Annotated in this window: 21 protein-coding genes; 16 read left to right on the forward strand and 5 right to left on the reverse strand. The window is 61.5% G+C overall.

Annotated features, from left to right (window positions below; all coding sequences use genetic code 11):
- The first annotated feature begins 306 nt into the window (after positions 1-306).
- Together AC1MCA_RS19055 and metE are read left to right on the forward strand one after the other, a co-directional pair.
- Positions 307-1,275 carry a methylenetetrahydrofolate reductase gene (locus AC1MCA_RS19055; protein ID WP_108600213.1) on the forward strand — a complete coding sequence of 323 codons (969 nt, stop codon included), beginning with the start codon at positions 307-309 and terminating at the stop codon, positions 1,273-1,275.
- Between the two features lie 57 nt (positions 1,276-1,332).
- Positions 1,333-3,672: a 5-methyltetrahydropteroyltriglutamate--homocysteine S-methyltransferase gene (gene metE / locus AC1MCA_RS19060; protein WP_479799873.1), complete on the forward strand. Its 2,340-nt coding sequence runs from the start codon at positions 1,333-1,335 to the stop codon at positions 3,670-3,672.
- A gap of 3 nt (positions 3,673-3,675) precedes the next feature.
- Here metE and AC1MCA_RS19065 read toward each other — a convergent pair whose 3' ends face one another.
- From AC1MCA_RS19065 to AC1MCA_RS19075, 3 genes are all read right to left on the reverse strand, one after another.
- On the reverse strand, positions 3,676-4,473 hold the full coding sequence (locus tag AC1MCA_RS19065; RefSeq protein WP_479799874.1) for a hypothetical protein: 798 nt from the start codon (positions 4,471-4,473) through the stop codon (positions 3,676-3,678).
- 89 nt (positions 4,474-4,562) lie between these two features.
- Positions 4,563-5,069, reverse strand: coding sequence for a DUF2004 domain-containing protein (locus tag AC1MCA_RS19070; protein ID WP_108600212.1), 507 nt, complete (start codon positions 5,067-5,069; stop codon positions 4,563-4,565).
- Between the two features lie 45 nt (positions 5,070-5,114).
- Entirely contained in the window at positions 5,115-6,032 is a 918-nt protein-coding gene (locus AC1MCA_RS19075; protein WP_479799875.1) for a LysR family transcriptional regulator, read from the reverse strand.
- A 185-nt stretch (positions 6,033-6,217) separates the two neighbouring features.
- On the opposite strand from AC1MCA_RS19075, the gene AC1MCA_RS19080 reads away from it, so the two are divergent.
- The 13 genes from AC1MCA_RS19080 (at position 6,218) to AC1MCA_RS19140 (ending at position 19,813) form a co-directional block, all read left to right on the forward strand.
- Positions 6,218-7,591, forward strand: coding sequence for an NAD(P)/FAD-dependent oxidoreductase (locus AC1MCA_RS19080; RefSeq protein ID WP_479803459.1), 1,374 nt, complete (start codon positions 6,218-6,220; stop codon positions 7,589-7,591).
- On the forward strand, positions 7,588-8,319 hold the full coding sequence (locus AC1MCA_RS19085) for a DUF1365 domain-containing protein (RefSeq protein WP_108600066.1): 732 nt from the start codon (positions 7,588-7,590) through the stop codon (positions 8,317-8,319). Before AC1MCA_RS19080 ends, AC1MCA_RS19085 begins: the two co-directional genes overlap by 4 nt.
- Positions 8,316-9,689: a class I SAM-dependent methyltransferase gene (locus AC1MCA_RS19090; protein WP_479799876.1), complete on the forward strand. Its 1,374-nt coding sequence runs from the start codon at positions 8,316-8,318 to the stop codon at positions 9,687-9,689. The genes AC1MCA_RS19085 and AC1MCA_RS19090 overlap by 4 nt, the downstream gene beginning before the upstream one ends.
- A 353-nt stretch (positions 9,690-10,042) precedes the next feature.
- Positions 10,043-10,288 carry a glutaredoxin-like protein NrdH gene (gene nrdH / locus AC1MCA_RS19095; protein WP_108600540.1) on the forward strand — a complete coding sequence of 82 codons (246 nt, stop codon included), beginning with the start codon at positions 10,043-10,045 and terminating at the stop codon, positions 10,286-10,288.
- A 52-nt stretch (positions 10,289-10,340) separates the two neighbouring features.
- Complete coding sequence (nrdI, locus tag AC1MCA_RS19100; protein ID WP_108600539.1) at positions 10,341-10,814, forward strand: class Ib ribonucleoside-diphosphate reductase assembly flavoprotein NrdI; 474 nt, start codon at positions 10,341-10,343, stop codon at positions 10,812-10,814.
- A gap of 62 nt (positions 10,815-10,876) precedes the next feature.
- The gene (gene nrdE / locus AC1MCA_RS19105; protein ID WP_479803461.1) at positions 10,877-12,997 is read left to right on the forward strand and encodes a class 1b ribonucleoside-diphosphate reductase subunit alpha; all 2,121 of its coding nucleotides are present in this window, start codon (positions 10,877-10,879) and stop codon (positions 12,995-12,997) included.
- 90 nt (positions 12,998-13,087) lie between these two features.
- Positions 13,088-14,062, forward strand: a complete 975-nt coding sequence (gene nrdF / locus AC1MCA_RS19110) for a class 1b ribonucleoside-diphosphate reductase subunit beta (protein ID WP_108600538.1) — start codon at positions 13,088-13,090, stop codon at positions 14,060-14,062.
- A 283-nt stretch (positions 14,063-14,345) separates the two neighbouring features.
- Positions 14,346-15,305, forward strand: a complete 960-nt coding sequence (locus AC1MCA_RS19115) for a nucleotidyltransferase domain-containing protein (RefSeq protein WP_479799879.1) — start codon at positions 14,346-14,348, stop codon at positions 15,303-15,305.
- A 17-nt stretch (positions 15,306-15,322) separates the two neighbouring features.
- Complete coding sequence (locus tag AC1MCA_RS19120; protein WP_479799881.1) at positions 15,323-15,886, forward strand: ubiquitin-conjugating enzyme family protein; 564 nt, start codon at positions 15,323-15,325, stop codon at positions 15,884-15,886.
- Between the two features lie 533 nt (positions 15,887-16,419).
- Positions 16,420-17,187, forward strand: a complete 768-nt coding sequence (locus AC1MCA_RS19125; protein ID WP_479803463.1) for a HesA/MoeB/ThiF family protein — start codon at positions 16,420-16,422, stop codon at positions 17,185-17,187.
- Complete coding sequence (locus AC1MCA_RS19130; RefSeq protein ID WP_479799884.1) at positions 17,184-17,675, forward strand: Mov34/MPN/PAD-1 family protein; 492 nt, start codon at positions 17,184-17,186, stop codon at positions 17,673-17,675. Before AC1MCA_RS19125 ends, AC1MCA_RS19130 begins: the two co-directional genes overlap by 4 nt.
- Positions 17,672-18,478, forward strand: coding sequence for a DUF6602 domain-containing protein (locus tag AC1MCA_RS19135; protein WP_479799885.1), 807 nt, complete (start codon positions 17,672-17,674; stop codon positions 18,476-18,478). Before AC1MCA_RS19130 ends, AC1MCA_RS19135 begins: the two co-directional genes overlap by 4 nt.
- Before the next feature lie 18 nt (positions 18,479-18,496).
- On the forward strand, positions 18,497-19,813 hold the full coding sequence (locus AC1MCA_RS19140) for an SAVED domain-containing protein (RefSeq protein WP_479799886.1): 1,317 nt from the start codon (positions 18,497-18,499) through the stop codon (positions 19,811-19,813).
- Between the two features lie 174 nt (positions 19,814-19,987).
- On the opposite strand, the gene AC1MCA_RS19145 is transcribed toward AC1MCA_RS19140, so the two are convergent.
- Positions 19,988-20,761 carry a metallophosphoesterase family protein gene (locus AC1MCA_RS19145; RefSeq protein ID WP_479799887.1) on the reverse strand — a complete coding sequence of 258 codons (774 nt, stop codon included), beginning with the start codon at positions 20,759-20,761 and terminating at the stop codon, positions 19,988-19,990.
- Positions 20,762-20,883: 122 nt separating this feature from the next.
- On the opposite strand from AC1MCA_RS19145, the gene AC1MCA_RS19150 reads away from it, so the two are divergent.
- A complete protein-coding gene (locus AC1MCA_RS19150) occupies positions 20,884-21,162 on the forward strand; it encodes a hypothetical protein (protein WP_479799889.1) in 279 nt (92 codons plus the stop codon).
- A 766-nt stretch (positions 21,163-21,928) separates the two neighbouring features.
- Here the strand turns inward: AC1MCA_RS19150 and AC1MCA_RS19155 are convergent.
- The gene (locus tag AC1MCA_RS19155) at positions 21,929-22,885 is read right to left on the reverse strand and encodes an abortive infection family protein (RefSeq protein ID WP_479799890.1); all 957 of its coding nucleotides are present in this window, start codon (positions 22,883-22,885) and stop codon (positions 21,929-21,931) included.
- Positions 22,886-23,108: the final 223 nt, after the last annotated feature.

The following is a 23,108-nucleotide window of genomic DNA, read 5'->3' on the forward strand; positions in this document are numbered from 1 at the left end:
TGTTCGGCTACGAAACAGAGCGTAAAGCTGCGTCTTAATTCGGACGCGAACTTGAACACCGCGGCGCCGCCTCCTAGAGTTCTATACAAGTTACCGAGGTAACGTGTCAGCGATCCTCCGCTCTGGAGGGTGTGGGTGCCCCCATGTGGGCCTGACATTTGCTCACGGACAACTTCATTCCAGGCGTAACAGTCGCGGCTGCGTCCTTGTGGAGTTCTTCCGTGTTCCCCAAACTCAAATTCATTGCCGGCACTGCCGTCACATCTGCTGACGTCAGCCCTCAATGGCCCAAAGCCAAGGACGCAAATGTCACCGCCAAGCCTTATCGAAACACATCCAAACCTTTCCGAGAGCTCAGCCCCGGTGGCGCTCTCCTACGAGCTCTTTCCGCCACGGTCGCCGGCTGCGGCCGAGTCACTGTGGAACACCATCAGGGAACTCGAGACCACCGACCCGGACTACGTCTCCGTCACCTATGGTGCCAGTGGCTCCAACCGGGACACCGCCGTCGAACTCATCAACCGGCTCCTGCTCGAAACCACGCTCCGGCCCCTGGCCCACCTGACCTGCGTCGGCAACACGCCGCAGGAACTGGCGGAGATCATCGGGGACCTGCTGGATACCGGCGTCCGCGGCATCCTGGCGCTTCGCGGCGACCGTCCCCAGGACGGGACTCCACCGGTTCCCGGGTCGCTGCGCTATGCACAGGACCTGATCGAGCTCATCCGGCGTGTTGAGCAGCGGCGTTCAGCGCTGCTGTGCGCCGGAAAAATTGCCGTCGGCGTGGCTGCCTACCCCACCCGGCACCCCGAATCGCCCAGCGAGGAGCACGATGTCGAGGTGCTGCTTGCCAAGCAGCGTTCCGGCGCGGACTTTGCCATCACCCAGGTCTTTTTCCACACGGACCAGTACGCGGACCTGCTCAGCAGGGCACGCCGGGCCGGGGTCACCATCCCCATCATTCCGGGCATCATGCCGTTCACCAGCCCCCGCCGGGTGAAGCGGCTGGGCGAACTCAGCGGCGTCGAGCCGGACCCGCAGCTGCTGGCCCGCCTGGCCGCCGCGGACACCGACGCCGAACGCCACAGGATCGGCGTCCGGGCCACAGTCGACCTGGCCAAAGCAGCCCTGGACGCCGGGGCCCAGGGCATCCACCTTTACACGTTCAACGAACACCAGAGCGCCCTTGAGGTGCTGGACAAGCTGGCTCTGCCACGCCACTCCCGCTCCGCCGGCCGCCGCACCGCGATCCTCCAGCGCCAGCTGGCCAGCTGACCGCCCCTTAGTCACCAGACCCTTCACAAGCTTTCACCAACCTCAAAGGACTTTGTCATGCCTGAAAACAACCTCTCCGTCACTCCGTTCCCGTCAGCCTCGCTGCTTGGCTACCCACGCATCGGCCGCCGCCGCGAGCTCAAGAAAGCCGTCGAAGCCTACTGGGCCGGCAAGATCGACGCCGCAGCACTCGACGCCGCCGCCAAGGAAATCCAGCTGACCATCGCCAAGCGCCTGCAGGAACTCGGCCTCACCGAAGCCGCCGCCGTTCCGGGCACGTTCTCCTACTACGACCAGGTCCTGGATGCCACCGCCCACCTCGGCGCCGTACCGGCCCGCTTCGGCAACCTCCTCAACGCCGAGGGCCAGCTGGACATCGATGGCTACTTCACCCTGGCCCGCGGCACCAAGGACCAGCAGCCGCTGGAAATGACCAAGTGGTTCGATACCAACTACCACTACCTCGTTCCGGAAATCGGCCCCGACACCGACTTCACCCTTGCCTCCAACCGCATTGTTGAGGAATTCGGGTTCGCCCTGGCCAACGGCATCGAGACCCGCCCCTACATCGTTGGCCCGGTCACGTACCTCCTGCTCTCCAAGGCTTCCGACGACGCCCCGGCCGGTTTCGCCCCGCTGTCCCGCCTCGAGGACGTCCTGCCGGTCTATGTCCAGCTGCTAGAGAAGCTCGCCGCCGCCGGGGCCAGCTGGATCCAGTTCGACGAGCCCGCACTGGTTGTTGACCAGGACACACCGGCCGCCGAAATCGAAGCTGCCGTGGCCCGGGCCTACGAAGTTCTCTCCGGTGCCGCCAAGCGCCCGCAGATCCTGGTCTCCACTCCTTACGGTGCCCTCGACGGCCAGCTGGGAACCCTTGCCGCCACCGACATCGACGCCCTGCACATCGACGCCTTCAAGGGCGCGGTGCCCTCTGCGGCGGCACTCGCCGGCCTTGGAAACAAGACCCTGGTTGCCGGCGTCGTTGACGGCCACAACATCTGGCGCAACGATCTGGCCGTTTCGGCCGGCAAGCTGGACGAACTGAAGGCCGCCGCCGGCCGGATTGCCGTGAGCACCTCCACCTCCGCCCAGCACGTCCCCCATGACGTCACCGAAGAGACCCAGCTCTCCGGGGAGCTGCGCAGCTGGCTCGCCTTCGCCGACCAGAAGGCCGTGGAAGTCAGGATCCTTGCCGATTACGTGGCGGACCCGGCCTCCGCCAAGGCTGCCATCGATGAGGCGTCTGCCGTGATTGCCGCCCGTGCCACAGCTGCCGGTGTGCACCGCGAGGACGTCCGGGCCCGCACCGGGGCGCTGACCGGGGCTGACTTCAGCCGCTCAGCCTATGAAGTCCGCGAAGCCGCCCAGGAAGAGGCACTGCACCTGCCGCCGCTGCCCACCACCACCATCGGCTCCTTCCCGCAGACCTCGGAAATCCGTTCCGCACGTGCCCGCAACAACAGGGGCGATCTCACCAACGAGCAGTACGAACAGCTCATGAAGGACGAGATCAAGCGCGTCGTGGACCTGCAGGAAGAGCTTGGCTACGACGTCCTGGTGCACGGCGAGCCCGAGCGCAATGACATGGTCCAGTACTTCGCCGAGAACCTTGAGGGCTTCGACGTCACGGTCCACGGCTGGGTCCAGTCCTACGGCTCCCGCTGCACGCGTCCTTCCATCCTCTGGGGCGACGTCACCCGGAGCGCCCCCATCACGGTGAAGTGGGCGGAGTACGCGCAGTCCCTCACCAACAAGCCGATGAAGGGCATGCTCACCGGTCCGGTCACCATCCTGGCCTGGTCCTTCGTCCGCGATGACCAGCCGCTGGGCGAGACCGCCAACCAGGTGGGCCTGGCCCTGCGCGATGAGATCGCTGATCTCGAAGCCGCCGGCATCAAGATCATCCAGGTGGATGAGCCCGCCCTGCGCGAGCTCCTTCCGTTGCGCAAGGCAGACCACTCCGCTTACCTGAAGTGGTCGGTGGACTCCTTCCGCCTGGCCACCGCCGGTGTCGCTGACGCCACGCAGATCCACACCCACCTCTGCTACTCGGAGTTCGGCGTGATCATCGACGCGATCGACGGGCTCGACGCGGACGTCACGTCGATCGAAGCCGCACGCTCCCGTATGGAGGTTGTCCACGACCTCGAGTCCCACGGCTTCGGACGCGGTGTTGGCCCAGGCGTGTACGACATCCACTCGCCGCGTGTTCCGGGCGAGCAGGAAGTCACTGAACTCCTGGCCACTGCGGTCAAGCACGTCCCGTCCCGCCAGCTCTGGGTCAACCCGGACTGCGGCCTGAAGACCCGCGGCTACGCCGAGACCGAAGAGTCCCTGCGGAACCTGGTCAAGGCCACAAAGACGGTCCGCGCCGGCCTGCTGCAGGCAACCAAGTAACAATCAGGCGCCATAACGACGGCGGCTGGTCACTTCAGGTGACCGGCCGCCGTTTTCGTGCGTGCGCCAGGCGCTGATGAGCAGCCACACCGTCCAGGCCACGGTGAGGATAATCCCGGCCAGCGTCGGCACGGCGTTTGCGGCCGCAAAACCTTGGGCCCCGATAATCCACCCCTGGACCCAGTACGCCACACCGGCCAACCCCATCAGGTACCCAATGAACTGAGAAACCCTTCGGGTGGCCGCGATGACGGTGCCGAGGAGGACCAGGGCGGTGCCCAGCATGAAGCTCTGGTAGCTGCGCATTCCCCACTCGAGCCACCGGATGGCCTCCGCATCAGCGAACCGCATCGCCTTCTCCGGCTCTGCAGCTGACGCCCACGCATCCACGGCGTGCTTGAGGGCCACTCCGTCAACGGCCTGGAGCGCGCCGTAAAGCGCCAAGGACGAGGCCGCAGAAAGTGCCCCGAAACGTGCTGTCCAGCCCAGGGCACCGTGCCGCACCCGAAGGGGCATCCACAGGGTAACCAGACCAATGGTCAGCATTGCCATACCTGCGAACTGGCCCAGGTGCGCGGCGGTCCAGATCCCGCTGTTGGCGTAGGCGGTAAATGAGGCGACGTGGTCGTTCGCGCTGGCTGCCTCGGCATGAAGCAAGCCGGCGCCCACCGAAACCACGACACCGGCGAAAATCATCCCTGCCGCCAGGCGCACCGCCCCTCTGTCCACCGGTTGCGACCCGGCTCCGTTCAGAACCGCCGCACTTCCGGTCCGGCCGTCTGCTGCCTGGAAATCCTCCATAGTGCCCACCGTCCTTTGAATGGAGGCAAGGAAAATGGCAGTTCCATGGTGACGCCGGCGTTGCAGCCCGCACCAGGGCTGAAGGACCCTCAGGACTCCCAGAGGATTTCGTCGTCGACCACGCCGTCTTCGTCGGCGGAAGCCACCAGTACCTCGTCGGTGAAGTGGGCGCCCAGCGTGAAATCAAGGACGAAGTACCGTTCGGGCTGGCCGGGGTAGATGCCCACGTGGCCGAGCTTGAGTGCCTTGAGGAAGACGTCGTTAGTGAGCTGGCTCCGGTCCTCGACGCCGAAGACCTTCCGGAGGTGCTCGTCCTTGACGGCGTTGCAGTGGAACTGCAGGTATTCCTGTGGGCTGGTGCCTTCCTGCTCCAGCTCGTCCGCGATCATCTGCCGCACCTCGTCCACGAGTTCGGGCAGGAAACGCAGCCGGTAGTCCACCTTATGCATGGCCGCTTCATCGAAGTGGTCATGCGCATTGATGTTGAGGTCGAGTTCCAGCGTCTGGCCACCGAGCTCATGTTTAGCAGCGACGTTGTGGTCCCTGCCGTGATTAAGCTCAATTTCTCCAAAGTGCTGGCTCGCTACCCTGTTCATATCTTCAACATAGACCCCCAAAGCGGAGCATTCCAGCGTTCGGGACTATTTCCCTGCGGTTCCGGGACTGGCGAGGGTTTCGGCGAGCAGGTCCACGAAAAGCTGCACGCGGGCTGTTCTCTTCTCGTTGATGAGCAGGGCGAAGACGTTCCGCGCGAGACGGATTTCCGGGACATCCAACACCACGACGCCGGCCGGCCGGTTGCGCAGCGCCAGCTCCGGCACCAGTGCCGCGCCGAGTCCTGCGGCCGCCATTTCAAGGCTGGCGTGGAAGTCGTCGCTGCGGGCCACCACCCGGGGATGCAGGTTGCAGCTGGCGAAAAGCCGCTCGATCACCACAGCGTCCGGACTTCCGGGGTGGTGCATGATCCACGGCAGCTCGGAGAGGTGGTCGGCCGCCACCTTGGCGTCTGAACGGAAGCCCCAGCCTGCGGGCAGCACCACCCGGAAGTTGTCGTCGCCGATCCATTGCCGGTTGATGGTGTGCGGCCAGGCGAGCCCCGACTGGCCAACCTGGAAGACCAGCGCCACATCCAGGTCCCCGCCGGTCCGGAGGCCCTGGATGGTCTGGGCAGGCTCGGCAACGGAGACCTTGAGGTCGATGCCCAGGTCCTTCCATGCAGGGTTCCTGAGGATCCCGGGGAGGACGTAGGTGGCCAGGCTGGGGAAGATTCCCAATCTCAGTTCCTGGCTGCTGGTGTCGTGTGTCTTGGCTGCGGCGGCCATCAGGGCCTCGATGTCGGTGAGCACCTTTGCTGCGTGCCGGGTCATGACCACGGCCGCCTCGGTCGGAACCACGCTTTTGGCCGAGCGCTGGAAAAGGACGACGCCGGTCTCACGTTCCAGCGTCGACATCTGTTGGGAAACCGCCGACGCCGTATACCCCAGGCGTGCCGCGGCCGCCGCGAAAGAGCCCAGCCGGGTAACCTCAAGGAGGGTCTTCAGATGTACGGGATTTACCAACTCTGTCCTTCATGTCGGGGCCGGTTTGGCCCGTTGTTTGCCGGGTCTGGGCGGGCCGCTTCATTCTGGCACAAAGATTCCTGGAATCTCACTCATCCGCCGGGCTCCCGGCGCCGAACTGCCCCTAGAGAGTTTGTACCAGGCAGTACATGAGGCAGTCCGAGCAGAGGAGCAGAACAGTGTCTGTGGCAGGGAACCCGGCTGATAAGCCGCAGGGGCGTCGCATCGCCGTCATAGGCAGCGGAGTGGCTGGCCTGACCGCCGCCTACGTCCTTAACAAGCAGGACAATGTCACCCTGTTCGAGGCGGACAACCGCCTGGGCGGCCACGCGCACACGCACAGCGTCCCGCAGATCGATGGCAGCAACCTCGGAATCGACACCGGATTCATTGTCCATAACGAGCGGACCTATCCCACCCTGCTGCGGCTGTTTTCCGAGCTGGATGTCCGGACCCAGGACTCCGAGATGAGCATGTCGGTCCGCTGCGACGGCTGCGGCCTGGAGTACGCCGGCGCCCGTGACGGTGCCCGCGGCATCATCGCCCGCCCCGCCAGCCTGTTGCGCGGCCGCTACCTGCTGATGCTGCTGGAGGTCATGCGCTTCTACCGCAGGGCGCGTGCCCTGATCCAGGCTCCAGCGTCCGACGCCGGCCCGGGCACGGACGGCGCGGAGCTCACCCTCGGCGAATTCCTGGCAAGGGAGCGGTTCAGCCCGTACTTCATTTCCCATTTCATGACCCCCGTTGTCAGCGCGGTATGGTCCTGCGACCCCACCACGGCTTTGTCCTATCCGGCGCGCTACCTCTTCACGTTCCTGGGCCACCACGGCATGCTGGGGGTCAAGGGTTCGCCGCAGTGGCGGACCGTCACCGGCGGGTCGGAGAGGTACGTGGAAAAGCTGGCGGCAACGTTGCCGGACGTCAGGCTTGGAATGCCTGTGACCGCCATCCGCCGCCATGCCCTCGGCGTCGAGCTTGTCACTGCCCAGGGGATTGAAGATTTTGATGCCGTGGTCATTGCCACGCACCCGGCCCAGGCTTTGAGCTTCCTCGCCGATGCCACCCCGGATGAGAAAGACGCGCTGGGCGGCATGCCCTACTCCGTCAACCACACCGTCTTCCACCGCGACCCGGCGGTCCTTCCCGCCGCGGACAATGCCAAGGCGTCCTGGAACTACCGGCTCCCCGGCTGCGACGCCCGCCCCGACAAGGTGCTCGTCAGCTACGACCTCACCCGGCTCCAGCGCCTGCAGCCCGCCGATGGCCAGCCGTATCTGGTGAGCCTGGGCGAGTCCGAACTGATCGGCGAGGAGCAGGTCCTTGAGCGCATGGTGTACGAGCACCCGCAGTACACCCCAGACTCGTTGCGCGCGCAGCAGCGGATCGCAGCCCTGAGTGATAGCCGGATCGCCTACGCCGGTGCCTACCTGGGATGGGGCTTCCACGAAGACGGCGCATTGTCCGGCGTGCGGGCTGCCGAGCACCTGGGCCGCACCTGGGACGGGCCCGGACTGCAGTCACCCGAGCCCGAACTGCAGTCGGCTTCGGAGGGCACATGAGCGCCACGGCAGCCATTTACCGCACCTCCATCTCGCATGTGCGGCAGACCCCGCTGAAGAACGCCTTTACCTACCGGAGCTACAGCTGGTTTGTTGATGTGGACAGGCTTCCCGTTCTGCCGCGTATCCTGCGGCCGCTTGCCGTCTTCCTGGCGGCGGACCACCTCGGCGATCCCAAGGCCACGATCCGCAGCAATGTGGAGGCCTTCCTCCGGACCCGGGGGATAGAGCCCGACGGCGGCGCGATCCGGATGCTGACCAGTGCCCGGGTGTTCGGGCACGTCTTCAATCCGCTCACCCTGTTCTGGTGCTACCGGCAGTCCGGGGACCTGCAGTGCGTCATCGCCGAAGTCCACAACACGTACGGGGAACGCCACTGCTATCTCCTGGACACGGATTCCGCCGGCCGGGCCACTGTGCATAAGGCCTTCTACGTTTCACCGTTCAATGATCTGGCCGGGCTGTACCGCATGAAGGTGCCCGCTCCCCGGGAACGGCTCTCAGTTTCCATCGTCCTGGAGCGGGAGGGCCACCGGCCCTTCGTTGCCACCATGGACGGGGACCGGCGCCCGGCCACCGTGCCGAACATCCTGGCGGCGGCCGTGGCTGTTCCGGCCGCGCCGCTGCTGGTTTCCGCTTTGATCCGGATCCAAGGCGTTAAACTCTGGGCAAGACGCCTGCCCGTCGTCAAAAGGCCACATCACCCCTCACAGGAGGCAGTTCAATGACTATGACCGATGAGAACGGAACGGCTGCAACTGTGGAGGTCACAGCTGCGAAGTCAGCTCTCCGGCACCCTGTGACGGTGCACAATGCTGCGGGGGTACCGGCGTCGCCGGCTACTATCGATCCGGAAGTGTGGCCCGGTGTTGCCCAGGCGCCGTCGGGCACCAAAGCCGTGGTGGCGGGCAAAGCCGCGGGGCTCCTCTTCAAGGCTGCCGTCCGGCGGCTTCCTGTCCTGGTGGCCTACCCGGATGGGTCCGTTGTGGGCGCCGGTGGTCCCGAAGCCCCGGTCATGACCATGGTGCGGCCCGAGGCGTTCGAAGCCAGGATCGGCGATAACGGCCTGATCGGGCTGGGCGAGTCCTTTATGGCGGGGGACTGGGAAGCGTCCGATCTCGCGGCTGTGCTGGAGGTCTTTGCCGCGTCCGTGGACACCCTGATCCCCAGGCCGCTCCAGAGACTGCGGAACCTGTACCTGCCCCGGACTCCGCGGCATGAGGAAAACGCTGAACAGAACACCCGCAGCAACATTTCGCGCCACTACGATCTCTCCAACGAGCTCTTCTCCAGTTTCCTTGATGCGACCATGAGCTACTCCTCGGCACTGTTCCCGCCGGGCGGCGGAGCGCTTGATTCGGTGCCCTGGGAGGCCTTGGCGGAGGCACAGCAGGCCAAGATTGACAGGCTGCTGGACAAGGCAGGCGTCGGAACCGGCACCCGGCTGCTGGAGATCGGCACCGGCTGGGGAGAGCTGGCACTGCGGGCAGCCGCCAGAGGCGCCACGGTCTACAGCGTGACGCTGTCCAGCGAACAGCAGGCACTGGCACAGGAACGGATCGCCGACGCCGGCTACGCCGGCCAGGTCACCGTTGCCCTGCAGGACTACCGCGCGGTGGAAGGTGAGTTCGACGCCGTCGTGTCCGTGGAAATGATCGAGGCTGTGGGATATGAGTACTGGCCCATTTACTTTCAAACCATCGACAGGGTGCTGGCCCCGGGCGGGAAGGTTGCCATCCAGGCCATCACCATGCCGCACGGCCGGATGCTGGCAACCCGCAACGCGTACACCTGGGTGCACAAGTACATCTTCCCGGGCGGGTTCCTGCCATCAGTGCGGGCCATCGAAAGCGTGACCCAGCAGAACACCACACTCCGCGTCCGCGAACGCATGGGGATGGGGGACCACTACGCCGCCACCCTCCGCCTCTGGGAGGAGCGCTTCATCACGCACTCGCAGGAGGTCGAGGAACTCGGGTTCGACGCCGTCTTCCAGCGGATGTGGATTTTCTACCTCGCCTACTCGCGGGCAGGTTTCCAATCCGGCTACCTGGATGTGCAGCAGATTGTGCTGGACCGCCGCGAGGCGCAGCTCTAGCTGGTTAGGTTCATCACTTCGCAGGGGTCCTGTCGTTGTCCGGCAGGGCCCCTTTGGTGTGTCCGGCACTAGATGTAGTGGTCCGCCACCGGGCGCGACACGCCGTCCAGCGCGCGACACGCTGGCCGTTAATTGTGGCTAACTACTCCACAGGGTGTGGATTTCGTCCGCGGAATTGCCTGAAATCCGGACATTTTGAGGGCCTCTGCCTGTGGATTAAAAGTGCATTAAATGACATACTTGTAATACATCATCTTGGGGTTCCGGAGAGCCGTCTGCACTACATGTAGTATCGACGTACAGCTTGGGCGGGACAAAGACGAGCGAAGATTTCGATAAAGGGGACAGGGACAATGACCGTTACGGTTTACACGAAGCCGGCTTGTGTTCAGTGCAACGCAACCTACCGTGCGCTGGACAAAAAGGGCATCACTTACCAGAGCGTTGACATCTCACAGGACGCCGAGGCCCTCGAGCGCCTGAAGGCACTGGGCTACATGCAGGCTCCCGTAGTTGTCACCGACCAGGACCATTGGTCAGGCTTCCGCCCGGACAAGATCGAGGAACTGGCATTGGCTGCCGTTTCCTCCGTGGCTTAAGGCTGCACCTTCCGCCATCCGGCACAACATCGACACTCCTGAGGTGGCTCCTGTGGCAACGCTGGCAGTGGCAGAGGCCCACGTGGCCGGGTTGCCCCCTGTCAGCACGCAGAGCCAGCTCATCTATTTTTCCTCCACCTCCGAGAACACGGCCCGTTTCGTCTCAAAGCTCGGCCGCGAACAGGCTCGGATCCCTATTCATTCAAAAGACGCACCCCTTCTCGCCACCAGGCCGTTCGTGCTGGTGCTGCCAACGTATGGCGGCACCGGGGGAGAAGGATCGGTGCCCAAGCAGGTCATCCGCTTTCTGAACAACCCGCAGAACAGGACACTGATCCGCGGCGTCATCGGTGCCGGCAACACAAACTTCGGGGACAACTACTGCATGGCTGCGGACATCATCGCCGCCAAATGCCATGTACCCCGGCTCTATCGATTTGAACTTATGGGCACGCCAGAAGACGTGGCCCGGGTCAACCAAGGATTGGATACGTTTTGGACACGACTGTCTCAGACACAGAAGTAACCAGGGCCGAAGGCCAGGTCACCCGTGCAGAAAAGCACGGCGTCGACCTCGAAAAGCCGGAAATGCCGGCAGCGTACAAGGGCCTGGGCTATCACGAGCTCAACGCCATGCTGAACCTGTACGGCCCCAACGGCGAGATCCAGTTCGAGGCTGACCGCGAGGCCGCCCACCAGTACTTCCTGCAGCACGTGAACAACAACACCGTGTTCTTCCATGACCTGGAGGAGAAGCTCGATTACCTGGTGAAGAACCAGTACTACGAGCGCGAAACCCTCGACCAGTACACGATGAACTTCATCCGCGAGCTCTACAACCGCGCGTACAAGAAGAAGTTCCGCTTCGAGACGTTCCTGGGCGCGTTCAAGTTCTACACGTCCTACACGCTGAAGACCTTTGACGGCAAGCGTTTCCTGGAGCGCTACGAGGACCGTGTGTGCATGGTTGCCCTGCACCTGGCCCGCGGCGACGAGAAGCTTGCCCTGCAGATGGTGGACGAGATCATCGAGGGCCGCTTCCAGCCGGCCACCCCCACGTTCCTGAACGCCGGCAAGCGCCAGCGCGGCGAGCTGGTCTCCTGCTTCCTGCTCCGCATCGAAGACAACATGGAGTCGATCGGCCGGTCCATCAACTCCGCCCTGCAGCTGTCCAAGCGCGGCGGCGGTGTGGCGTTCGCGCTGACCAACATCCGCGAAGTCGGCGCGCCGATCAAGCAGATCGAAAACCAGTCCTCCGGCGTCATCCCCGTGATGAAGCTCCTCGAGGACAGCTTCTCCTACGCCAACCAGCTCGGTGCCCGCCAGGGTGCCGGCGCGGTTTACCTGCACGCGCACCACCCGGACATCTACCGCTTCCTGGACACCAAGCGCGAGAACGCGGATGAGAAGATCCGCATCAAGACCCTCTCGCTGGGCGTCGTCATCCCGGACATCACGTTCGAGCTGGCCAAGAAGGATGAGGACATGTACCTGTTCTCCCCGTACGACGTCGAACGCGTCTACGGCATGCCGTTCTCCGACGTCTCGGTCACCGAGAAGTACTACGAGATGGTGGACGATTCCCGGATCAAGAAGACCAAGATCAAGGCACGGGAGTTCTTCCAGACCCTCGCCGAGATCCAGTTCGAATCCGGCTACCCGTACATCATGTTCGAGGACACCGTAAACCGGGAAAACCCGATCGACGGCAAGATCATCATGTCCAACCTGTGCTCGGAAATCCTTCAGGTCTCCCAGCCCACCACGTACAACGATGACCTGTCCTACGCAGAGACCGGCAAGGACATCTCCTGCAACCTGGGTTCCCTGAACATCGCCAAGACCATGGACAGCCCGGACTTCGGCCTGACCATCGAGACGGCCATCCGGTCCCTCTCGGCAGTCTCGGACATGTCCAACATCACCTCGGTGCCTTCCATCGCCCGCGGCAACGACCAGAGCCACGCCATTGGCCTCGGCCAGATGAACCTGCACGGCTACCTGGCCCGCGAGCGGGTCCACTACGGTTCCGAAGAGGGCCTGGACTTCACCAACATCTACTTCTACTCGGTGGTGTACCACGCGGTCCGCGCCTCCAACCTGCTGGCCATCCAGACCGGCCAGACGTTCGGCGGCTTCGAGAAGTCCAAGTACGCCTCCGGCGAGTTCTTCGACAAGTACACCGACCGCGAGTGGGTGCCGCAGACCGCGAAGGTCGCTGAGCTGTTCAAGAACATCCACATCCCCACCCAGGATGACTGGCGCGAGCTGAAGGCGTCAGTCATGGAGCACGGTATCTACAACCAGAACCTGCAGGCTGTGCCTCCCACCGGCTCGATCTCCTACATCAACAACTCCACCTCCTCGATCCACCCGGTGGCGTCCAAGATCGAGATCCGCAAGGAAGGCAAGCTGGGCCGCGTGTATTACCCGGCTCCGTACCTCACCAACGACAACCTGGAGTACTACCAGGATGCGTACGAACTCGGCTACGAGAAGGTCATCGATACCTACGCCGCTGCAACCCAGCACGTGGACCAGGGCCTGTCCCTGACGCTGTTCTTCAAGGACACCGCTACAACCCGCGACATCAACAAAGCCCAGATCTACGCCTGGAAAAAGGGCATCAAGACCATCTACTACATCCGTCTCCGCCAGCTCGCGCTGGAGGGAACTGAAGTGGACGGCTGCGTCAGCTGCATGCTTTAATCTTCAACTAAATTGTGACAGTACGACGGCGGGCGCCCGCCCGCCGTCGTACGCTTAACTCAAAGAACAACCCAACATTTAGGGGATGACATGACCGAGAAGGTCAAGCTGCTTAGCCACGTCGAGGCCATCAACTGGAACCGCATCCAGGATGAAAAAGACGTGGACGTCTGGAACCGTCTGGTCAACAACTTCTGGCTGCCGGAGAAGATCCCGCTGTCCAACGACGTCCAGTCGTGGGCCACGCTGACCCCGGACGAGCAGCAGCTCACCATGCGCGTATTCACGGGTCTGACCCTGCTGGACACCATCCAGGGCACCGTCGGAGCAGTTTCGTTGATCCCGGACGCGCTGACCCCGCATGAAGAGGCTGTGTACACGAACATCGCCTTCATGGAGTCCGTGCACGCCAAGAGTTACTCCTCCATCTTCTCCACTCTGGCCTCCACCAAGGAGATCGACGAAGCCTTTCGCTGGTCCACCGAGAACGCCAACCTTCAGAAGAAGGCGCAGATCGTCATGGACTACTACCAGGGCGATGACCCCCTGAAGCGCAAGGTGGCGTCCACGCTGCTGGAGAGCTTCCTGTTCTACTCTGGCTTCTACCTGCCGATGTACTGGTCCTCACGTGCCAAGCTGACGAACACCGCTGACCTGATCCGCCTGATCATCCGCGACGAAGCCGTCCACGGCTACTACATCGGCTACAAGTTCCAGAAGGGCCTCGAAGGCCTGTCCGAGGAGCGCAAGCAGGAGATCAAGGACTACACGTTCGAGCTGCTCTTCGAGCTTTATGAAAACGAAGTCCAGTACACGCACGATCTCTACGACTCCGTGGGCCTGGCCGAAGACGTCAAGAAGTTCCTTCACTACAACGCCAACAAGGCGCTGATGAACCTGGGCTACGAGGCAATGTTCCCGGCTTCCGTCACTGACGTGAACCCGGCCATCCTGTCGGCACTGTCACCGAACGCCGACGAGAACCATGACTTCTTCTCAGGGTCAGGCTCCTCATACGTCATCGGTAAGGCAGTCAACACCGAGGATGATGACTGGGACTTCTAGGACCATGTGAGACCCCGACCTAACTGAGCAATTCGGCAGTATCTGAGCAAAAACAGCCTCCTATCTGAGCATTGCTCAGTTTGTGGCGAAACTTGCTCGTTTGCGTTCGCTCGGCCCTCCACGTTCTTGGGCGCCGGCTGCCCCTGTATCTATCTGGTTGATACAGGGGCAGCGGACCCAACAACGTCCAGAGTTGCTGAGACAGAGAGACCTGTTGCCTCCGGAGGTAGTCACCTGCTTGCGGGGCCAATCGGTGACGTAGTTTGCACGCTAGGGGAGACTTATGAATGTCAGCAGCGCCTTCGACAATTACCAACGAGTAGTAAATGCAGACGAAGAGTCCATACGCGAAGCCCGGCGGCGCCGGGATCTCTTCAAAGATGCTTTCAGCCCGGCGACCGATGTCATGGAAGTGATTGCCTCAGGGTCCCTACGGAGGGGAACCCATCGGGACCCCATCCACGATGTTGACGTCGTCATAGTTTTTGATGGTGACCACCACCCCACTTGGGGCCAACCAGGTGCATCTGCAGAAGAAGCTCTCCATTACACGCGCGGCAAGGTCAACGCGTTGCTGGGCGCATCGCATGGTACCTTCGCGAAAGAAGTCCGTCTCGCCAAGTGGCGTAACCATGCCGTCAAGTGCTTTCTCGACGATCCCGAGGATTCCGACGCCTTTACAGTGGATGCAATGCCCGCCTTACGTTCCGAAGGCAAATTGCTAATCCCCGAGGTGAAATCCAAAACTTGGGTGCCAGCTGACCCGGAACACCTGATTGCCAGCGTGGCCGCCAAACATAAGGCCTGGAACCAGTTCGCGGGTTCAGTGCGGATGCTTAAGGCCTGGGGCGCTGACCAGGACATCAAAGTAAAGTCCCTCGTTATGGAGGTACTTGCCCTTCACCATATGCCCACCTCCCAGATACGCCCAGTCGCAATGAAAAATTTCTTCGTGAAGGCCGCATTCCACGTTGAGAGCGGCATGCTAGTCGAGGATCCGGCCGGAATCTGTGGCCCCATCCAAACGGACCTGAAGTATGTGGAGTTCGGGGAACGACTTCGTGCAGCAGCTAAAGCCGCTAGCCTTGCCGTTGCGGCTCAGGCTAGTAGCAAAGACGATGCGGCTGTCTCGTATTGGGGTGAAGTTTTCGGGGATGACTTTCCCAGGCCGCCGAAAAGCATAAGCGGCCCTGCTGCGGTTGCAGCAGTGCCACGGCCGGTTAAAGACACGCCACAAGGATGACCGGGTCGGCAAGGCGCGTGGCTGTAACACCAATTGGCTGGATGGAGGCCGAACCGGCTCGTCTTGAGCGGGACAGCGCAGAAATAGCAGCCTTCGCGCCAGATGTTGAATTTGTATCACCTTCAGCAAACGCACATCATGGGTACTGGACAGGGGTACTGCCGATTTGGCCGTTTGATCGTCCAGCACCGGACGGGTTAGACGACCTGACATTTGTCGGAGGCCTCAAATTCGCGCTCTACTACAAGGCGGCGTATCCGATGGCCCCGCCGGTCGTATACGCCCTTGAGCCCGAGCCTGCCCTCGTAGAGCGAACACAGAACAGATGGCATGTCGCTCCCGGAGGATCGTTGTGCCTCCTGCAATCCGATGGCGCGTGGACTCCTGAAGCGAGCATCGTTGAGTTGCTGCTCAAAGCCGCTGGCTGGCGGATCGAGTATGCACTCATGAAGGCCAGCCTGATTGAGAGTATGTCAACGAACGGCATTGTGTCAGACAGTTCTCGCGACGAGCTCATTGCCAAAGCCACGCAGTTGAATAAGCCCCAACACTTGAATGAGGATGGAGAGCAAGGTCAGTGACAATTGCCAGCCCGTTCTTGATCATCTCCCGCGACGCCGCAGAAAAGATAGCATCAGCACCATCCTCCGCTGGCACTCTGGCACTTCGTCATGCCCCATCGGAAGACCTGGACGTGGTCAGCATGGTGGAAGTGTCCAGTGGGACGCGAATGCGTGTGCAAATACCCCGAGAATACACGGCGCTTAACTGGGGTGACGCGGCTCATGCGGGACAGTGGGTGCGGCGTTCCGGGAGCGAGCTCAACCTGATTCACTTGGACATGCTTCGAAGGGTTGATGTCAGTATGCCCCTCAACGCGTTCAGGACTTACGTCCCGGAAGTACAAGACCCCGGAGGAAACCGCAGTTTCCTCATAACCCACGATCCCGCGTTGCCCCCGGAGTTGCGGAGCGTAGGCGCGTACGAGTTTGCCGCCTGGGTCGTCGATCGAGACGGCGTGGTTCCAATCCACGTGGAGGTTGAGCCCGACACCATAGGACTTCAACAACTTAGCGGGAAATGGCCGATCCAGGAACTGGCTCAGCACACCGTGATGGTGGTCGGCCTCGGAAGCATTGGTGGCGCATCCGCCGATGCACTTGGCGCCTATGGCGTCGGACGCCTTCTATTTGTCGATCCCGACCGGTTCCTGTGGCACAACATGGTGCGTCATGTTCTTGGCGCAGAGAGCGTCGGCCGTCACAAGGTCGACGCCATGAAGGATCGACTCGACCGCCGGTGGGTCGGTAGCAACGTTGAAGTCGAAGGCTATCGGCTGGATGTAGTCAACGACGCCCACTACATCCGCGGCATGCTGGCCGACGTGGACCTCGTAGTGTGTGCGGCTGATGGTATTGCGCCACGTCGGGTAGTAAGTCACCTCGCTCGACGTGCAGGGATCCCTGCCGTTCTTGCCTGCGTCCTCGACCAAGGGTCGGTGGGCGAGATACTTCGACTTCGGCCCGGTCCCCGCTTCGGGTGCCTCCTCTGCCAACGCGCTGGCCTTGCATCCCAGGGCACCTTCGATGCGGAAGCCGACCAGGAACTCGATTACGGAACGGGTCAGGTCCATCAGCCGATGACTGCCGTCGGCCCAGACCTTCACGCCATCGGCCATCTCGCGGCAAAGGCCGCAGTAGCCACCATTTTGGAGTCCCAGCATGGAGACCATACCCACCAACTCCCTGGTGAACATGCAGTAATCGGCCTTCGTCCCGCCGGAGACCTCGCCGCTCCATTCGATCTGCACCAGCCCTGCACTATACGCTGGGACACCATCCCGGAGCCACGACCACACTGTCCTACGTGTAAACCAGCGTGACCGAGGACCATGAAGCCAGGTCCATATCCATCACGGCCGAGGCGCTACAGACAATCCGCACCGAAGTCTCGCGGTCGAACAACGGTCTCGAAACAGGTGGGATATTGCTCGGCACAGATTCGCCTGAATGCGGTCCAATGGTCCTGATGGCAGGTCTTCCCGGGCCGAATGCTATCCATCGGCCCCAATTCTTCAGCCGGGACACAGAGTACGCTCAGCGCCTGGCTAACGACGCCTGGGGGCGGAGCGGTGCGCAATGGATAGGGGAGTGGCACACACACCCAGGGGGACAGCCCTCTCCCAGTGGCGCAGACCTTAATTCCTACCTCGGCCATTTGACGGATTCGGAACTCGGTTTTGACCGTTTCTTTAGCCTGATCGTGACGTCGTCGCCTGCCGGGTCGCCGTGTGTATCGGCGTGGACAATCTATACGCACGGAGTGTATCCGTCAGTCCTCAGTCTCACCTCGACGAAAGAACCCCTATGAAAAAAACGTTCGACATCGCTGGCGCCTTCTTGAGCAAGCAAGCTGGCCTGGAGGCATCTTATTCGGGTATTCGTGCTGCCACTGCTCACCCGGGCACCATGGGTGACGAAGCGGAAGCGGACTGGGTGGGTTTGATCAGGGACTTTCTGCCCGCCCGATACGAGGTCGGCCCAATCTTCGCGGTGGACTCCACTGGAGAAAGCAGCGACCAAATCGACGTAGCCATCTACGATCAGCAGTACTCACCGCAGTGGTTCGGCACGAGACAAGGCGTTCGGTTCGTTCCAGTGGAGAGCGTCTACGCAGTGTTCGAGGTCAAGCCAAAACTTACCAAGGCCTACCTTGAATATGGACAGGCCAAAATCGCATCTGTCCGCACGCTCAAACGCGCATCGGCGCCAATTATCCATGCCGGAGGCAGGTACAAGGCGGCAGACCCTGCTGATAAGCACATTGTGGGAGGAATCCTGGCAACTCGTGCTGATTGGACCCAAGAGACCACGCGGAGTCACTTGGCGAAACACCTACCAGAGCACGGCGAACCAGGGTTCCTGGACATCGGCATTGCCCTGGATACAGTGGCTTTTGACTTTACTCCTGACCTTGTCGACGGAGATGACGACCATGTGGCTGTTAACCCGCCGCTCCAATTCAGTGAACAAGGCAATCAACTTATCCACTTCGCCATCCGCCTGTTCCGCCAACTGCAGCTCATCGGAACTGCTGTAGCGCTCGACATGAGGGAATATGAAGAGGCACTAGAACGACGCACGCTGCGTGGTTCGGAAGCCAAGCACGGCTGACGCCCAGAATGGAATGACATGCTGCCCGTTCTGAAGAGATGGTTCTTACGCCCGCCGACAGGATTCGACCCACACGGGCCGGTGTTTGTCTCATACCGTCAAAGTGATGGAACGCAACTCGCGGACGAGCTCACTTGGCTTTTGCGAGCAGCCGGAATTCCCGTCTGGCGAGACAAGGATGACCTACCACCAGGGGACACTGAACAGCGGTTGCAGGAGGCCCTGCGCAGCGGCCTGTCTGGCGCCGTGCTGATCGTTACACCCGATATTGCGCAAAGTTCTGTCGTGCGGGAGGTGGAATCGCCGCTCATACTGCGGCTGCACAAGACATACCGCGGATTCGGTCTGGGGATTGCAAATGCTGTGCGAACGTTGGAAGGGAAGACTGACTACGATGCGCCAGACCGGCTACTCAGCAAACGTGGTGAGTTCAAGTCGATAAAACAGTACGGCACTTTCGACCGAGGGCAGCGTCACACCCTGATTGGCGACCTCTTTGCTCACAGACTGGAGCATGCACGAGCCGAAGTGGCAGCCGCGGACGGTGTTCTCAGCGTGAACTTGCAGACACGACATGTTCCACACGTGAATGATGTGACTTCAGCCTCGCTGGATGTTCGGATCAGGCCGTCGGAGGAAGGTCGGCTACCGCACGCCGACGGACTAAGAGACCTTGCTTATTGCCTAACACTGCTGACGTCCGCGTATAGCCGAACACAAGCCACCTCTGTCGTAATCACAGGTGGAGGACACCTGTCGGTGGCCCTTGCTATCGGGATGACGTTTCCCGCTACTTTGATTGGCCGTCTCACAGTCGTGGACTCCCAAAGCCACCATTGGCGGGGCGGAACAAACAGCACGCTGGACCGCGATCGACCTTTGCTGGAGGTGGCTCGATCGGGAACCGTCTCGCTGACCACACCCAAATCTGCCGTCGACAATGTCTTGGTCTACCTCGACTTGCTCGAATCCCAAAGCAACCAGGCATTCGATGACCTAGTTCGGAATCAACCGGATGCGTTCTGTGAGTGGCTCCACCTACGTCCCACCAGCAATGGTCTGATCGACCCGAACGACGCTGGTCCTCTCGCCGCAGAGGCGGCGTTCAGAATTCGGGAGTTGTCAGGCCGAAACGGTAACGCCCAGGTGCACCTTTTGCTTAGGTGCCCATTTCCACTCGCCGTGCTTCTCGGTCGCCTGATGAACACCCTCGTCATAACAGCGTATGAATGGGAACACACTTCTATTGCCACCCCCGGTCGAAGTCAGTATGCGCCTTGTCTCCGCTTACATACTTCTGCAGGAACGGGCGCTATCTACGAGGTGCTCCTCTGAACTGGATCCTGTCGATGGTCGCGATGCCTGACAGTTCGAAGATCGGCGGTTGCAATGCTTCATGACAGTGGTCATACGTCGGTTCCCAGCCGGGACTTGCCCGTGCCCAGATGCTTCCGATCCGGAAGGTGAGCGAGGCCGCGCTGATTTCCGCCGGTTCATGCGTCTCATTGGCTAGATCCCGCGAATTACGAGAGGATCGACGCGAAGTGGCGCATCTCCTGGCCATACGAGAACGCCGTTGCCGAGTCGGGAGTTCTCCATATTCAGCACGTCCACGCGCGTTTTTTGTCCGTTCGTGTGTGTCAACTCGTGTATTCGTCTTTGATGCCAGTGGCCGCAGAAGACGTGGCGAACGGCCATCAAATCTACTACCTCGCGCAGTAGCACGCGGGTTTCCTCCGCCTTCTTGGACAGTTCAGGCCGGAGTTCAAAGTCGCCCTTGAGTGGGACCCCAGCAGGTGCGTCGTGGGTAATGAGTATGTCGATTGGACCGCCGGCAACGAGTGCTTTTGCTTCCGCAGGGGTAGGTTCCTCGTTGGCCCACCAGTCTTTGCCCTCTGTCCGGTGCTCGTAGTCCACACTGAACGCGCCACCCAAGGCTCCGACGGCAAGACCCTCGATCTTGGTGCGGCCACCTCTGGGCAGGACCCGGATGTTTGACCGCACGGTGGCCAGCCCGTCGTCCTCAACAGGCAGCTTCGCGAGCGTTTCCCAATTATCGTGATTCCCACCGGAGACGATGAGTGTCATTTCCAGCTCTAGGAGGTATTTGTTCAGCTTGGCTTCGTACCGTCCTCGCTTTGCTCCCGGCCAATCCAGGCCGAAATCACCCACGTGGAGGGCAGTGCGAACACCTTCACGCGCGGCTGATCGGATCGCGTTGAGGGCCCAGCCAGCGTCTCCGTGCCAGTCACCGAATATTGCCAGGGGGCGTGGTTCAACCATCGGTCCAGCATACGGACATCCCGGGTCTGATACGTGGTGTGGGACGTCAAAGCTCGGTGCGGCTAGCTCGGCCGAGTTGATGACGGGCGGCGGACAATCCTGTGGACGCCTAGGATGGCGCTATGGCGAAGATCCTCTATGCAGGGCATACGATACCGCTGCCTGACAGCGTGGACATTGAGGAGTTAGCGGTATTCCTTCAAGATTCATACGCGAAGGGCGCCCACTCTTGGGCCACTTTCGATTTGCCAGGTGAGCAGCCAAAGCAAATGCGTCTGTTGTTCGGCCCAGGCATTCCCGTTGGGTTCGTCACGGACGGTCGCAAAGAACCTGGCGCTCAGGATTCGGTGGGGTCAGCCATCGCGCCGGCGATGGGGGCCTCGTTTTCTGAGGAGCCGTAAAATTCTGTCAGCACGGGCGGGGTCCGGTGTCAGTGAGCACGCGCACCTGCCCAGCCTGTTTCTGGGAGAAATATTCCAAAACTAACCCACGTTTGGGTTCCCGACCAGCTCCACGCGCAGCTTCCAATTCGCGGACGGCACCTCGCTTCGCCAGGCCAACTGCAACGAGCGACGCTGGAAGCTACTCCGACATGTCCTAAGCGACATGGTCGTAGCTATCCCCACGACCCGGACCTGCTACAGGGCTGCCAGGGCGAACTCGGTCCTGACGGCATCCTAGATCTCATCCTGACGGAGGCATCCCGATGATGGTGAGGCATCAGTTGCCGTCGTCCATGGATTTGAGCAACCACGCGGTGCAGAGGGGCTGGCGGCGCAGGGGTGAAGGTTCGCAGCGCGCTGTTGGATCCGGGGAGCTGGGCTATCTCCCCTTGCAGAACAAATGGGCTGGTCAGCGGCGCATGTCAAGGTGAGCGATGTTGGGCACGTTGGATGACGTTGCGGCGTCATTATCGATACCGCATCGGGGAAAGGGATCGAGAGTTTCCCGGTCGACGATGACGTCGCCCCCATCATGGAGAGATCCGGAAACTCCCTGAGGGAGAAGCCCAACTACTAGCGGAACAGCTGGGCCATCCTGATCCGGATGGCCAACCTTCCGCCCAGAAGACGACCGTTGAATGCGACTATCCGAACCTATGGTGCAGGGCTAGTTTGCCAATCCTTCAAGCAAGTCGCAACAGAGAAAATGAGGATGTGCTTATGCTCAGTGAGCAAGAAAGCGCGTGAGCGTGTGGGCAGTGTCCACTGCGAGAAGTGCGTGCGCTGGTCCCAACCCCGCGGGATGTTCTGCCTTGCCGTGGCCTGACCCGACTTTGTTCCGAAGTTCGCCCAGGTTCTGCACCAGTGATACTTGGCTGCTCACGAGTTTAATGAGCGCTCCGTCTTTGGCGCCGAGCGCTTTGTCGATACCTTGGTCAGCGAGGAGGGGCCGTAGAACTTTCCACCAGTCGCTGAGATCCGGGGTAGTTTTCTGTGGCAGCACGTTGTGCTTGGCTGAGAGTGCTTTGAAAGTCGCCTCTACAATTTCTTTGGAAGCGCCAACTGCGCTAGAGATCTCCGTTCGTGTCCGGCGCAGGCGCATTTGCCGTAGGTGACCGTCGATGATCGAGTCTGCGACAAGCCCGCGCAGATGAGGCCAACCTCCTGGGGCATCGCGTACGGCGGGCGCGACATCTTCGTGTTCTCCGAGATCCGTGAGGGCCACTGTAAGTGCGAGCACTCGCGCCCGGATGTCGGCGGACAGTTCTGTCAGCCCGCGTTCAGGTTCGCCGATTTCGCTACGTGTTGCTGTTAGCTGCGGAGGGTGTCCGAGTTCTCTATAGTCTTTGAAATGCTCATCTTTGAAGGTTCGCATAGCCGCGTCATTGACGTCGGAGATCCACATGTAGATCTTCTCGAAGGCCCGGCTCTGTCGATTGTCGATGAACATGCCGAGGGCGATCTCGTGGTCGCGTTGCAACTCTGGGCTCATGAGTGCGCGTAATGATTGGCCTTGTCGTCCATCGAATAAGTCTTCAACTCGCTCGTCGGAGACCTGCCCTTGCCGTAAGTAGAACGGTACGGCCTCATGCAAGAAGATCAGGTGCTTTACTCCCGAGCGAACGAGTGCGCGCAGGCGTTTGATGCGCTCCTCACGCAGCCAGTCCTCATTAATTGTCACTAACTAAGCCTACTAGCGGCAGCCACTCCATAGATTCTGGTGGTACTCATTGAGCCTGTAAGTGACTTCCATAACCTTCACTAAGCAGCTGCGCGCGACCCCAGGCAGCTGCAGCACATCCTGCGAAGGCATCGTCGTGCCGGTGGACGACTTTCCACCGGCTGTTATCGCGGCGATGCAGCTGGCTCCAGCATCGCAGGGGATAAGTCCAAGGCCTGGACCG

The sequence above is a fragment of the Arthrobacter sp. BK1 genome, assembly GCF_056680055.1.

Bases quoted from the DNA above. Each gene is read 5' to 3' on its own strand.
- AC1MCA_RS19150 (WP_479799889.1), top strand. From the start codon at position 20,884: ATGGCGAAGATCCTCTATGCAGGGCATACGATACCGCTGCCTGACAGC.
- AC1MCA_RS19140 (WP_479799886.1), top strand. From the start codon at position 18,497: ATGCTGCCCGTTCTGAAGAGATGGTTCTTACGCCCGCCGACAGGATTC.
- metE (WP_479799873.1), top strand. From the start codon at position 1,333: ATGCCTGAAAACAACCTCTCCGTCACTCCGTTCCCGTCAGCCTCGCTG.
- AC1MCA_RS19115 (WP_479799879.1), top strand. From the start codon at position 14,346: ATGAATGTCAGCAGCGCCTTCGACAATTACCAACGAGTAGTAAATGCA.
- AC1MCA_RS19145 (WP_479799887.1), bottom strand. From the start codon at position 20,761: ATGGTTGAACCACGCCCCCTGGCAATATTCGGTGACTGGCACGGAGAC.
- AC1MCA_RS19090 (WP_479799876.1), top strand. From the start codon at position 8,316: ATGACTATGACCGATGAGAACGGAACGGCTGCAACTGTGGAGGTCACA.
- AC1MCA_RS19070 (WP_108600212.1), bottom strand. From the start codon at position 5,069: ATGAACAGGGTAGCGAGCCAGCACTTTGGAGAAATTGAGCTTAATCAC.
- nrdH (WP_108600540.1), top strand. From the start codon at position 10,043: ATGACCGTTACGGTTTACACGAAGCCGGCTTGTGTTCAGTGCAACGCA.
- nrdE (WP_479803461.1), top strand. From the start codon at position 10,877: ATGCCGGCAGCGTACAAGGGCCTGGGCTATCACGAGCTCAACGCCATG.
- AC1MCA_RS19065 (WP_479799874.1), bottom strand. From the start codon at position 4,473: ATGGAGGATTTCCAGGCAGCAGACGGCCGGACCGGAAGTGCGGCGGTT.
- AC1MCA_RS19125 (WP_479803463.1), top strand. From the start codon at position 16,420: ATGGTGGTCGGCCTCGGAAGCATTGGTGGCGCATCCGCCGATGCACTT.
- nrdF (WP_108600538.1), top strand. From the start codon at position 13,088: ATGACCGAGAAGGTCAAGCTGCTTAGCCACGTCGAGGCCATCAACTGG.
- AC1MCA_RS19085 (WP_108600066.1), top strand. From the start codon at position 7,588: ATGAGCGCCACGGCAGCCATTTACCGCACCTCCATCTCGCATGTGCGG.
- AC1MCA_RS19135 (WP_479799885.1), top strand. From the start codon at position 17,672: ATGAAAAAAACGTTCGACATCGCTGGCGCCTTCTTGAGCAAGCAAGCT.
- AC1MCA_RS19055 (WP_108600213.1), top strand. From the start codon at position 307: ATGTCACCGCCAAGCCTTATCGAAACACATCCAAACCTTTCCGAGAGC.